The sequence below is a fragment of the Microcystis sp. M_QC_C_20170808_M3Col genome (assembly GCF_007095505.1).
In the GTDB taxonomy this organism is placed as follows: Bacteria; Cyanobacteriota; Cyanobacteriia; order Cyanobacteriales; family Microcystaceae; genus Microcystis.
Genome location: NZ_SFBY01000025.1, coordinates 1 through 13211 on the forward strand (window position 1 = coordinate 1; position 13211 = coordinate 13211).

At 37.5% G+C, this 13211-nt stretch carries 9 protein-coding genes and 1 pseudogene; 9 read left to right on the forward strand and 1 reads right to left on the reverse strand.

From position 1 onward, the window contains the following. The first annotated feature begins 176 nt into the window (after positions 1–176). The 4 genes from EWV84_RS01280 to EWV84_RS01295 all read left to right on the forward strand — a co-directional run bounded on the left by EWV84_RS01280 (position 177) and on the right by EWV84_RS01295 (position 6929). Positions 177–533, forward strand: coding sequence for a hypothetical protein (locus tag EWV84_RS01280; protein ID WP_287075902.1), 357 nt, complete (start codon positions 177–179; stop codon positions 531–533). 75 nt (positions 534–608) lie between these two features. Beyond that, positions 609–1745, forward strand: a complete 1137-nt coding sequence (locus tag EWV84_RS01285; protein ID WP_287075904.1) for a P-loop domain-containing protein — start codon at positions 609–611, stop codon at positions 1743–1745. Continuing rightward, entirely contained in the window at positions 1738–3549 is a 1812-nt protein-coding gene (locus EWV84_RS01290; protein ID WP_287075906.1) for a WD40 repeat domain-containing protein, read from the forward strand. The genes EWV84_RS01285 and EWV84_RS01290 overlap by 8 nt, the downstream gene beginning before the upstream one ends. Beyond that, positions 3537–6929: a DUF3110 domain-containing protein gene (locus EWV84_RS01295; protein ID WP_287075908.1), complete on the forward strand. Its 3393-nt coding sequence runs from the start codon at positions 3537–3539 to the stop codon at positions 6927–6929. Before EWV84_RS01290 ends, EWV84_RS01295 begins: the two co-directional genes overlap by 13 nt. Before the next feature lie 90 nt (positions 6930–7019). On the opposite strand, the pseudogene ureC reads toward EWV84_RS01295, so the two are convergent. Then, positions 7020–7307: pseudogene (gene ureC, locus EWV84_RS01300) on the reverse strand (urease subunit alpha); the annotation flags it as partial. A 135-nt stretch (positions 7308–7442) separates the two neighbouring features. Here ureC and ribD point away from each other — a divergent pair. The 5 genes from ribD to EWV84_RS01325 form a co-directional block, all read left to right on the forward strand. Then, on the forward strand, positions 7443–8540 hold the full coding sequence (gene ribD, locus EWV84_RS01305; protein WP_287075909.1) for a bifunctional diaminohydroxyphosphoribosylaminopyrimidine deaminase/5-amino-6-(5-phosphoribosylamino)uracil reductase RibD: 1098 nt from the start codon (positions 7443–7445) through the stop codon (positions 8538–8540). A gap of 222 nt (positions 8541–8762) precedes the next feature. Continuing rightward, positions 8763–10736 carry a molecular chaperone HtpG gene (gene htpG / locus EWV84_RS01310; RefSeq protein WP_287075917.1) on the forward strand — a complete coding sequence of 658 codons (1974 nt, stop codon included), beginning with the start codon at positions 8763–8765 and terminating at the stop codon, positions 10734–10736. A 208-nt stretch (positions 10737–10944) separates the two neighbouring features. Then, the gene (locus EWV84_RS01315) at positions 10945–12447 is read left to right on the forward strand and encodes a DEAD/DEAH box helicase (protein WP_287075911.1); all 1503 of its coding nucleotides are present in this window, start codon (positions 10945–10947) and stop codon (positions 12445–12447) included. 60 nt (positions 12448–12507) lie between these two features. After that, positions 12508–12909, forward strand: coding sequence for a 4a-hydroxytetrahydrobiopterin dehydratase (locus tag EWV84_RS01320; protein ID WP_287075913.1), 402 nt, complete (start codon positions 12508–12510; stop codon positions 12907–12909). A gap of 32 nt (positions 12910–12941) precedes the next feature. After that, positions 12942–13211: helix-turn-helix domain-containing protein (locus EWV84_RS01325; protein ID WP_287075915.1), on the forward strand; the 270-nt coding region annotated here is incomplete at its 3' end.

The following is a 13211-nucleotide window of genomic DNA, read 5'->3' on the forward strand; positions in this document are numbered from 1 at the left end:
TTGTGTGATAATTTTTGCTTATAGAATCGTGAAATGTTTACTGGGCAAGACTTTTAGGACTATTTTGTGGAAGAAACTATCAGTATAGACCTCGTTTCCACACAGAAACCAGAAGAGCCTAAATGGGATGCTCCCTCTATTATAGTTATCTAAATTTAGAATTTAGGCTAATCGCTATGGAACCATTTACCCTTGCAGGAATAGTTGCTCTTGTCTTAGTTGGTATTTTCAATAAAACAGGGGAAGTCATTGTCGAGGAAAGTGTTGAGCAAATCAAAAAACAGTTGGCTGAAAAGTCACCTGACACGCTTAAACAATTGGAAGGGTCTTCGGAAGATAATACAGATGCCTTGGCAGAACCGATACAAATAATGGCGACATTAATTGAAAAAGATGGAGTATTTAAGCAATTAGCAGAAACCGTAGCCAAGCAAAACCTCGACAAGCAAGCTCAAGCAATTAAAATCATTAAGAATCTTGGATTTATTGCAGAAGCAGGTTCTAATGTAACGGTTAATCAGAATTTTTATTGACTGGAGCCGCCTGTTAAGGAGCAGGTCAAACAAAACCGTTATGAAATTAAGAATATACCTCCTCAATTTCAGACTTTGATTGCCGAGGAAACTCAGGATTTTGTTGGGCGTGAATATGTATTTGATGAAATCAATTCATTTATTACCAGCAATTCTAAGGGTTATTTTACGGTTATTGGTGATCCTGGACAGGGAAAAACTGCGATTTTGGCTAAGTATGTTCAGGATACTGGCTGTATTGCTTATTTTAATCGTTCATTAATCAATCTCACTCGTGCTGAACAGTTTCTTGAAAGTATTTGTAATCAATTAATTGAACGTTATCAGTTGGACTATCCCTCGTTGCCACCTAATGCGACACAGGATGGAAATTTTCTAGACAAATTATTAAATGAGTCTGCCCAAAAAGAAACTGAAAATCCAATTGTTATTGTTGTTGATGCTTTAGATGAGGTAGATCAAGTTAATTATAGAAGTGTTTCAAATATCCTTTTTTTGCCGCCTCATTTACCGAATGGAGTTTATTTTATTCTAACTTTAAGGAGAGGTGTTGATGTTCCGATGGCAGTTTATGCGCCTTCTAAGTCGTTGAATTTATTGGATGATAAATATCAGGCTGATAGTGGACGAGATGTCAAAATTTACATTGAAAATCGAATTAATAGAAGTGAGACGCTACGTTTTCAAATAGCGGAAAGAGAGGAGACAATTGAAGATTTTACTGATAAAATTAGTGATAAAAGTGAAAATAATTTTCTATATTTGAGGTGTATTATTTCAGATATAGAAGAAGGAGAATATAAAGATTTAACACTAGAACAATTTCCAAAAGGGCTATACAAGTATTATATTTTTCACTGGCGACGAATGGGAATGACGGATGATCCTTTACCTTTGGAAAAGATTAAAATTGTAATTGTTTTAGCCGCAGTTAAACAAGCTGTTTCTCAGCGTAAAGTTTGTGATTATTCTGGGGCAGAGCCTTTAACAGTTCAGGACATTTTATTAAAATGGAGACAATTTTTACATGAAATTATGAAAGATAATGAAAAGCGTTACGGCATCTATCACTCAAGTTACCAAGATTTTTTACATGGACTTACAGAGAATGATTATCCAGTAACATTTCAGGAAATTCATAGGAATATTTCTCAAGTTGATTTTAACCTTTGGGAAAAAAGAAAGGAGATGAAAAAACGTCGCCATGAATGAGTTTGAAGATTTTTTGCCAGAAGATTTAGATACGATGTTGGATTTGCCTTTTCATTTGACAAAAGGAGAGGCGGTAGAGGATTTGTATGAAATTTTGACGGATTTCATGTTTCTTGACTACAAGTTATCCCGAAAAAAAGAGGTTCAATCGTTAATTGAAGATTATCGTTTGGCGTTGGAGTCTCAGCTTGTTTTCTCGAATGAAGAAAGACGAGTTTTGGAGTTAATCTTTAGGGCAGTTGAGCAATCAGCAAATGTTTTACAACGGGATAAATATCAATTACCAGGGCAGTTACTTGGAAAATTGATGAAGGTTGATGAACCGAAACTAGAACCTTTTTTAGAGCAGATTAAAGATTGGCGGGAATATGCTTGGTTAAAACCGATAAAAGTTGAAATGATTTCACCTCAAGATTCTTTAGTGAGGACTATCGCAGGGGGTAATATTTTTCATGCAATGGCAATTAGTGATGATGGTAAGTTCGCTGTAACCACAGGCTATGGTGATGGATTAATTAAAAAATGGGATTTAAAAACAGGGCAACTGCTTAAAGAACTAATAATCAAGGAAACCTATTCTGTGGCTCGTCGCAGTCTAGAAAATATAGGCAACGACTATGGATGGCAGGAAGTAATTGATGCAATACCAGAGGAACAAATCAAAGAAAAGATTACAATTTCCGTGTTAGCGATTAGTCCTGATGGCAAGTGGTTAGCAACTGGATCATCACACACTAGGCTACATTCTTCAAAATATTACTCTTATTTTGACGGTTATGGCCCCGAATTAATACCCGCAACGATCTTTGAATTATGGAATTTAGAAGAAGAGGACTCAATTCTCTGTTTTGGGGTGAGTCATAAAGATCGAATAAATTGTATTGCTCTTAGTTTAAATGCTAAATATGCAGCGATTGGAACAGCGAGAGGATGCTTATGTTTGATTGATCTTGAAAAAGATTTTTGGGAAACTTTTTATAATAAATTTCATTCATCTTTTTTTGATGTTAATGAAGAGAAAAATATTAAAATAAAATCAGAAGGTTTTGTTCCTGGTAGCAATAAAAAAGTTAAATTATCAAAAGATTGGTCATTCCAAAATTTCGTTGAATATGGAGTATCTAATTCAGAAAATCCCTCATTTATTTTCCTTCGTACAGATATGATTGATTATGAAGATGGAGATTGGAAAGGAGTTATAGCGGTCACAATTAGTGATGATGCCTCTTGGCTCGTTGCTGGCAATCATGAATTTATTAAGATTTGGAATTTACAAAAAGGTTGTCTGCACTTAATCATTCCTCTTCCTGACAAAATTTCAACGAAATATCTTAAATTTACGCCTCAACATTTGACTCTTGTTTCTGGGTGGGAAGCAATTTATCAAATCCCCATTAAAAATAAACTCAAAGAAAATTTGTTTAGTCCCATTGAGCTAGAGAAAGTCGGTCAAGTAATCGAACAGATATTAAGTTATACAAAATTGTATCCTCAATATTCTCGTTGGAATGAACTTGGTCAAAAATTACCACCCTACGTTTATCCATACAGACACCATGAAAATAAAATTTTACGACTTCACTATAAACATTATTCAGGGTGGGGAACTTATGATTGGTTTGTGAAGAAAACCTATAATTTTGTCAGAAATATTGGAAATACCCTCCAAAAACGTAGAAAGTTACCGCTCCATCAATTACAAACTAAATTACCCTCTCACATCAAACTAGAGGATTTGACACCTGATGGTCAATGGACTATTTCTCAAAGTAATAACGGGGGCATTGAACTATGGCATCTGTAGGATTTGATTTTAATTATAAAATTGCCATTACTCTTGATGGTGCATGGGTTCTTTTTCGACAGGAACCTAATCTTTTAGTTGTCACAGATTCGGTAACGGGTCAACAAGTTAATACCTTAAAATTAAGGTCTTTTAAATATCGAAGAAAAAACATTGTTATTAGTGGTGTTGCCAAAAGTATTAATCAACTTTGGTTAATCTTTGTTTATGAAGACAATACTTTTGATGAATGGTTTTTAGCACAAATTTTCGCAGAAAATAAAGAAAAACAATCCAATCCTCCTTTTATTTATAGAGCCGTCAGCCAAAATGGTCAATGGGCTTTAAGGGAAACAAAAAGAAAATGTTTTCAATTACATAATTTAAAAACCAATCAAGTTACCCCAATTGGTTATAGATTATTACCACAAATTGAAGAAAATGATGAATATTTTTGGAAAAAAATAATTTTATCAAACGATGCAGAATTTCTAGTTACATCCAAATTTAAAAATGATTCCTATGAGGATGCAGATTTGTCTCATGGTTTACGTTTAATTAATTTACAAACTCAAGACGTAACTCCGCTCCTGTTAAATTATCAAAGTGAAATTGAAAATATTAATACGTTCTCAATTTCAGAAGATAGTCAAACTCTATTAGTCGGTATTAAACATGGTAATATTGCCTCTTATAGACTACGAGATAGTCAGAAATTTGGTGAGTCTCATATACATCAATCTACTATTACTTTTATTTTCCAAAAATTTATAGAAGGCAATTTAATAACTGTTGCTGGTTCTTATAATGGCGAAGTTTTAGCTCTTGCCAAATATCCAATCTATTTCAAATTAGAAAATTTGACGACCTTAGCTTTTTTAACACCAGATAATAAGCATCTGATTATTGGGGAACTACTAGGCAATAGTTTAACTAAAGAACAGTATAATTTATTTGAAATTATTGAACCTCAAGATAATCTTGAGAAAAATCAAGTTACTTTACCGTCCAAAGAAATAGCTGAGAGTGAGAAAGAAAAAGCAAAAGAGTATTATGTGTTAACAGCTAATGTAGGAACTAAACGCGAAGGAATCCATACCTTACGTCAAGATGGTAAACTGACAATTTTGCTATTTGAGTCTTTTGAGAATGCAAGCTTTTTTAATCAACACTGCTTGCAAGAGCAAGGCTTTTTAAATTTAACTGCTGAAAAAAATACTAAAATAGTAATTGAAAACTTTTGTAAGTCTTCTGGCTACTCATGGGAAATTATTCCTGAAGGTAAAAATATTTTAATTGAAAAAGAGTTACATTACTGGGGAATTGCTAGACAACCGTTGGAGCCGATGGGGATAATGTATGGGCCAGGTTGGATTGTTCAAAAATTCTACATAGATGAACAATTGTTTTTTGAAAGAGACAGCTATCTTGAAGATTCCTCTGGCACAAGTCTCTTTCCAATGACTTTTGCACCTAGTGTAAAAATCTGGAAAACCGACTTAAAAGGTTATACATTATTTATTCCACCTAGTAAACACATTTGTTACAAAATCAAATTAACTGTCAGTCCACTTATTGTCAAAGATGATGACTGGAGAAGCTATGTTCATTACAATGTTGCCTTTGAGGATGTCCCAAGTAAGGGCAGCAGGGACTTTGCTTATCGTTACAGTACTGATGAAGAGTTTGAATCTCGACTATTAGCATTTTTAGATTTTCAAGAAAGATTATTTGGCAAAGATCACGAGCAACTCATTAAGACTTTTGACAAACTCATTGAAGTCTATGAAGCTGAAGGAAAAGATAATGAAAAAGTTGAAGAAATCATACAAAGAAAACTTGAACTTGATAAATTATACGAACCTCAACAGATTATCTTATCGTCTGAGGGTTCAACAACTAACACATTTAGATATTTTAGGCTCTATAGAATTTCTTTAAACTTTCTGATTTTACTATTAAATATAGATTATCTTGCTGCAATCCTACTTTTAGAGGAAAAATCTTACACGATAGCAGTTAGCCGACGTTCTTATATTGATTTACGTTTAAGTCCAGATAAAATAGTAAATCCTCAATTGCTAAATAATAATATAAATAAAATTTCAGACTTCAATAAATTAAATGCAATTCAGCAAATCAATGATATTTTGGCTCAAATCATTACAAATGTTCAGTTGACGATAGAACCAGACATAAATACATTTCAATTACTCAAAAGAATATGGAATGATATTAAGCTTTTATTTCATAAATTTGATTTTCAAGAAGATGGGCAATACTTAATCCATAAAATTAAAACAAGTCAACTTTCTAGACAACTTAAAAAATTTCTCAAAAATCCCAATAATATTTCTCATCCAGCAATTCTCGTTACATTTATAATTCCTGTTATCTTATTGTTTATTATCGGTCAATATAACAACTTTTCTTTCACTTTTAAAGAAATAATACTCACCCAAAATCCTCTTTTATTATTGAGAGAATTAATTTCAATTTTTTGCTTTAGCTTTTTTACTATCGTAGTTTTAGGCAGTTTAGCTATCACCCCAATTTTGATAATGTTTAAACTCTTTAACATTGACATAATCACTTCTTACTTTACAAACAAATTATCAGAACGTGAGCAAAAATGGTTGATTTTCCCGACAATAAGCTTTATCCCTCTTTATTTACTGACATTTTTAATAATTACAATTAGTGCGATTTTTGTAGGAATATCACTAACAAAAAAGATCGCAATTGATTGGACAATGAAATTAGCAACTCAACCCTATTGGTTAATTATTATCTCGATTGGTTTCTTAACTTGGCTTGGCGATTTAGGAGAATGGATACTCAGAAAACAACGATACAGACTCAGCAATACTGCTGCTGCGATTGTCGGTGCGATTGTTGCGAACTTATTAGGAAATTACTTAAATCAAATTTTTGGAAAACACTTTGATCCTAATTCCCTATTATTTAATTCTAGCCTTGCCGCCGTTGGAGGATACGGGGGAGCAACTCAAGATAGAAAAAATAAAAATTTTATTGGTGCATTAGGAGCCGCATTAGCCAGTGTCTATTTTATTAATAAATATCCTCTTCAAGTATTTTCCTTGATTACTCCCAGTATAGAAGCCCTATCTGAAAAAATTCTTTATCTTATCGGGCTATTAATTGGTATTTTGTCAGGAGGATTTATAGGCGGATTTGTCGGCTTATTGATCGGATTTTTTCTCGCAACTTTATTCGCTTTTGCTACGTTCTACTTCTCTTTCGGGGTGTATCACTTAGCCCAGCAAGTAACGAACGATTTTCAAGAAAGAGGCTATAGTAAAACCTTTACTAGCATTATTTTGATGATCATTACCTTATTCGGTAGTGCATTTGGTTTAATACTTAGTCTTATTTTTTAAAGAATCCGCTAAGACGGATTTTAACCGCCTATCCTTTAGCTTCCTGCATTCCAAAACACCCAAAAAATAGGGTTTTAAAAAAACCAGAATTCAAAATAGGAAATAGCGTTGGTCTATGGGTAAAACCGTAGCGGGTTCACAGATTAATAATTCCCCGTAAGCACGCACTTCGTAGGTTTCGGGATTAACTTCCATGCGCGATAAAGCGTCATTAAGCTTCATACTAGCCTTACTGATATTGCGCGTATTCGACACGGCCACGGCAGTTTTTTTCAGCTTTAACTTCTCAGGAATGCCCGCTTTTACAGCATATTTAGAAACAAATGTCAACGAAGTTTTGGCGATCGCAATTCCAAAAGAGGCAAACATGGGACGCATATTTTTAGCTATCAGCCATCAGCCGTCAGCTTTTTTCTCCCCGCTCCCCCATCTCCCAATTCATAATTCATAATTTATAATTTATAATTCCCACTGATCACTGATAAAGTCTCCCCTCCTTTGGAGAAATCAACCATGGCCCAGGCAACGGAATTCGATCGCACAATGATGCAAAGATGTCTAACCCTTGCTAGGCAAGCCTTGGGGCGGACTTCTCCTAATCCTTTGGTGGGTTCTGTGATCGTTCAAGAGGGGACAATTATCGGCGAAGGTTTTCACCCGGAGGCCGGACAACCCCATGCGGAAGTTTTCGCCCTGAGACAGGCGGCAGAAAAAGCTCGTGGTGCCACTTTATACGTCAATCTTGAACCCTGTAACCACGATGGACGTACTCCCCCCTGTAGCGAGGCAATTATGCGAGCGGGCATTAAAAAAGTGGTGGTGGGGATGATCGATCCTAATCCCCTGGTGGCGGGGAAAGGTATTCAAAGATTAGAATCGGCAGGCATCGAGACGCTGGTGGGAGTGGAGGAGTCCGAATGTCTTCAACTCAATCAGGGTTTTATCCATCGCATTACCGCTAAAAAACCCTTCGGTATCCTCAAATATGCCATGACTCTCGATGGCAAAATTGCCGCTACTACTGGTCATAGCACTTGGATTACTAGCCCTGCTTCTCGCCAAATAGTCCATCAATTGCGATCGGCCTGTGATGCGATTATCGTCGGCGGTAGCACTGTCCGTCAAGATAATCCTCTCCTAACCACTCACGGCCTCTCCGATCATAATCCCCTGCGCGTGGTCATGACTCGATCGCTCGATTTACCCTCCTCCGCCCATCTTTGGGATACCAGTCAATTTCCCACGCTTGTCTATACACAAATTGATTCTAATGTCAAGCTTAAGCAACAATTATTAACAAAAGGCGTGGAAGTGATCGAACTAACCGAGGTGACACCCACTTTAGTGATGGAAAATCTTTATCAGAGGGGATTTTGTCAGGTTTTGTGGGAGTGCGGCGGCGGTTTAAGCGCGGCTGCCATCGCTGAGGGCATGGTACAAAAAATTATCGCTTTTATTGCGCCCAAAATCATCGGGGGAATCAAGGCACCTACTGCCGTGGGTGATTTAGGTTTCCAGTTAATGAGCCAAGCTTTACAGTTAGAAAATGTCACGGTTAATTATCTCAATCCCGATATTGTGATTGAGGGATATCTGCAAATTGAACAGTAGAGCTACTGCAATTCCGCTTCAATCGGATTGCTAAAGTCAAAAAGTGCTAAATAACCCCGATAATCCGGCAATTATCCCTGATTTTTGCGATCGAGTTCTCGAATCCGTTTATCGGTACGGTTATCCCCCTAGAAGAAGTTGGGCAATCGCTCTGTGATCAATAGTGCCATCATCGAGCAAAATAAAAAAGTTAGAATAGTCAAGCCCTTAGTGATTGAACGTATGACGGTACTAGAAAAAGGTAATATCACGATTCATACCGAGAATATCTTCCCTATTATCAAAAAATCTCTCTACACTGACCATGAAATTTTTCTGCGGGAATTGATATCTAATAGTGTGGATGCTATCTCGAAATTAAAAATGGCTTCTTTAGCAGGAGAAGCAAGAGGAGAAGTCCCCGAACCAGAAATTAATATCGCCATCGATAAAGAAAATCGTACTCTATCAATTACCGATAATGGTATCGGGATGACGGGGGAAGAAATCAAGAAATATATTAACCAGGTTGCCTTTTCCAGTGCGGAAGAATTTATCACTAAATACCAAAAATCAGCCAAGGATTTAATCGGTCATTTTGGACTAGGTTTTTATTCGGCTTTTATGGTGGCTAAAAAGGTAGAGATTGATACTCTTTCCTATCAAGAAGGTGCTACCCCTGTCCATTGGTCTTGTGATGGTTCTCCAGAGTTTGAACTAACCGATTCTTCCCGCAGCCAAATCGGCACGACTATCACCCTAACTTTAATGGATGAGGAAGAGGAATATTTAGAACCTGCCCGCATTCGCCAGTTAGTCAAAACCTACTCAGATTTTATGCCCGTTCCCATTAAAATTGATGGGGAAGTGATTAATCAACAACGGGCTTTATGGAAAGAATCTTCTCAAAATCTGACTAAAGAAGACTACCTAGAATTCTATCGTTATCTCTATCCTTTCCAAGAAGAACCTTTACTCTGGGTACATCTGAATACCGATTATCCTTTCTTGCTCAATGGCATTCTTTATTTTCCCAAACTCAGACCGGATGTGGATGTCTCAAAAGGACAGTTAAAGTTATTCTGTAATCAGGTTTTTGTCAGCGAGCATTGCGAAGAAATTATTCCCGATTTCCTGATGCCCTTGCGAGGAGTTATCGATAGTCCAGATATTCCTTTAAATGTGTCTCGAAGTGCTTTAACCAAAGATCGCACCGTTCGCCGTATTGCCGATTTTATTGCCAAAAAAATTGCCGATCGCCTCAAATCGCTCTATGACGAAGACGCAAAAGAATATATTCGTTGTTGGGTAGATGTGGGAACTTTTATTAAATTTGGTTCCTTGAAAGAGGATAAATTTAAACAACAGGTAGAAGATATTTTAATCTATCGGACTACCTACAAACCCGAAGAAACTGCGGTACAAGTGGCAGTGCAAACCGCTGAAGGTGACGCCTGGCAAGAAGCAACGGCGAAAACTCCCCTAGAAGCGATCGAACAGGAAGGTTATACTACTCTCAAAGCCTACCTAGAACGCCATAAAGAACGCCACGAAAATCGAGTTTTTTACTGTACCGATCCTCGTAGCCAATCCACCTACGTTGAACTCTACAAAAATCAAGGTTTAGAAATCCTTTTCTTTGATTCTTTCATCGATACTAATTACTTTATTCCTTTCCTAGAAAGAGAATACTCTGATGTGAAATTCACCCGGGTTGATTCTGAATTAGACTCGACGCTGCTCGAACAGGATCAAGCTAGTGAAATTATCGATCCCGCTAGTAATAAAAGCCGGGCTGAATTGATCAAAGAAATCTTCGCCAAAGCCCTCGATAATTCTCGCATCAATATCAAAACTGAAGCCTTGAAATCCGATGATCCCCAAGGTACTCCCCCGGCAATTGTCTTACTTCCAGAAGCAATGCGACGCTTACAGGAAATGACGGCAATGATGCAACAAAAAGCCATGGCTTTCCCCGAAGAACATATTCTGATGATTAATACTAATCATCCCCTAATTCAACAAATTGTCCAGATTAGTCAGGGAAGTATTGTTACCGGTAGCGGCGAATCTCCATCGGCACAATTAGCGAAAATGCTCTGTCAGCACGTTTATGATTTAGCTTTAATCGCTCAAAAGGGATTTGATGCCGAGGGAATGCAAGCTTTTGTGGAACGTTCCAATCGCGTTCTGACTAAGCTAACCGAAAAGATTTAATCTATTGCAAAACTTTGGCTGTTTCGATATGCTGAGAGTGTGTTAATTCACACTCTTTTTTTTTAGCCCGATAAATATGATCTAGCGATAAGCTATCTTGCAGCCGTCAGCCTTGAATCAGTTATCAGTTATCAGATGTAAGTTTTCAGTTCACTTATACTGTTTACTGTTTACTGTTTACTGTTTACTGTTTACTGTTTACTGAAAAATGCGCTTACCCACCCTCAAATATGAGCGAGGAACCTTAATTCTCCATCCACCACCAAAAGGGAAAAAATGGCTAGATTTTGCCACTTGGGATGATCGTATTGAAAGATTTCGCATTTTGGCACTTCATTATCGTCCTCTGGTGGAAACTCTACAGGAGGAGGGCATTAACTTCCAAGATGAAGCAAAAGCTTTTAACAATTTAGAATTAATTGCCAGTTTTGAACGGGAACCCTACCCCCACCAAACGGAAGCGTTAATCGCTTGGAAAAAATCCCAGAGAAGGGGTGTCATTGTCCTTCCCACCGCTGCCGGCAAAACCTATCTTGCCCAATTAGCTCTACAATCGACTCCCCGGAGTACCTTAATTATCGTGCCGACTATTGATTTAATGCACCAGTGGTATGCCCAGATGTTGGCGGCTTTTCCCGATGCCGAGGTGGGATTATTAGGGGGAGGTTCTAAGGATAATAGTGCTATTTTAATCGCCACCTATCAAAGTGCGGCAATTTATTCAGAAACTCTTGGCAATCGTTACGCTTTTTTGATTTTTGATGAATGTCATCATTTACCATCGGATTTCTTTCGGAAAATAGCGGAAGATTCGATCGCACCCTATCGTTTAGGCTTAACAGCAACACCGGATCGCGGTGATGGTAGTCATCAAGATTTAGATTATCTTATTGGTGCAATTGTTTATCAAAAAAGTCCCCAAGACTTGTCAGGAAAAGCCCTAGCCGATCATGAAATAATTCAAATTAAAGTGAAACTATCTGCCAAAGAACAGGAAAAATATCAAGAAGCAATTAAAATTCGCAATGATTTTTTAAGAAAAAATAATCTCAGTTTGTCTGGTTTAGATGGTTGGCAAAATTTTGTCATGATTAGTGCCAGAAGTAGCGAAGGGCGCCGGGCCATGTTGGCCCACCGGGAGTCGAAGGAAATATCCTCCGGAACCCAGGGAAAATTGCGGGTTTTAGCCGAGTTAATCTGTGAACACCATCCGGAACGAATTTTAATTTTTACCAACGATAATGCCACAGTTTACCGCATTTCCGAGAGCTTTTTAATACCTGCCATAACCCATCAAACTCCCGTGAAAGAACGCCATGAAATCCTGACCCGTTTTCGTCAGGGAGAATACAAAATTCTGGTGACTTCCCATGTTCTTAATGAAGGGGTTGATGTGCCGGAAGCGCGCATCGCGATTATTTTATCGGGAACCGGTTCCACCCGGGAATATATTCAGCGTTTAGGACGGGTTTTAAGAAAAGGTCAACAAGAGGATAAACGGGCGATTTTGTATGAAGTGATAGCCGAAAATACCACGGAGGAAAAAACCTCCCAACGACGACGGGGAGAGCATAAAAATAAAACTAGCTATAAAACCGGTAATCGACAATTGGAATTATTGCCTTCTCCTCCAAAAAAATCTTTTTCTTTCCCGAAAGCTGCCGAATCTTCTACTCCTTGGGTAAGTTCTCCAGAGTCAGAGGAAGAATAGAAAATTTCTCTGGGGGATTTTCCTCTATAATAAAGGTAAAAAATCTGGATTGATACCCCTATGACCGAACTTGCCCAACAAAAATGTCAACCTTATCAATCGGGTTCTTCTCCTATCACTGCCGAGGAAATTACCGCTTTAAAGGCTAAAATTCCCGATTGGAATCTCTTAGAATACGAGGGTATTCCCCGTCTGCAAAAACTCTATAAATTTGCCAATTTTCAAGGGGCAATCGCCTTTACTAATGCCGTGGGAGAAGCAGCGGAAAAAGAAGGCCATCACCCCGCTTTATTGACAGAATGGGGTAAAGTTACCGTTTCTTGGTGGACCCATGACGTGGGCGGATTACATCAAAATGACTTTATCATGGCTGCCCGTACCGATGATATTTATCGAAAATTTGGGTCTAAAACCCCGTCCTTTAGCGTAGCGGAGGACGGCTTGACATTTCTAGCTAAATAGTTTACCACAGTAAATGTAGTTTGGTAAGCAAAATGCTAAAAGCATTCAAGTACAGAATCTATCCGACCAGTGAGCAATCAGTTTTGCTTGCCAAGTCGTTTGGCTGTGCTAGATGGTTTTACAATTACGCTCTAAACTTGACATCTGAAACTTACAAGCAAACTGGAAAAGGATTAAGCAGAAACGAAATAATTAAGCTGCTGCCTTCTCTAAAAAAAGAGTATGAGTGGTTAAGCGAAGTACCATCGCAGGTATTACAACAAGCCTCTTTAAATCTTTCTAGTGCTTTCCTTAACTTTTTT

Bases quoted from the DNA above. Each gene is read 5' to 3' on its own strand.
- ribD (WP_287075909.1), top strand. From the start codon at position 7,443: ATGGCCCAGGCAACGGAATTCGATCGCACAATGATGCAAAGATGTCTA.
- EWV84_RS01290 (WP_287075906.1), top strand. From the start codon at position 1,738: ATGAATGAGTTTGAAGATTTTTTGCCAGAAGATTTAGATACGATGTTG.
- EWV84_RS01280 (WP_287075902.1), top strand. From the start codon at position 177: ATGGAACCATTTACCCTTGCAGGAATAGTTGCTCTTGTCTTAGTTGGT.
- EWV84_RS01295 (WP_287075908.1), top strand. From the start codon at position 3,537: ATGGCATCTGTAGGATTTGATTTTAATTATAAAATTGCCATTACTCTT.
- EWV84_RS01315 (WP_287075911.1), top strand. From the start codon at position 10,945: ATGCGCTTACCCACCCTCAAATATGAGCGAGGAACCTTAATTCTCCAT.
- htpG (WP_287075917.1), top strand. From the start codon at position 8,763: ATGACGGTACTAGAAAAAGGTAATATCACGATTCATACCGAGAATATC.
- EWV84_RS01320 (WP_287075913.1), top strand. From the start codon at position 12,508: ATGACCGAACTTGCCCAACAAAAATGTCAACCTTATCAATCGGGTTCT.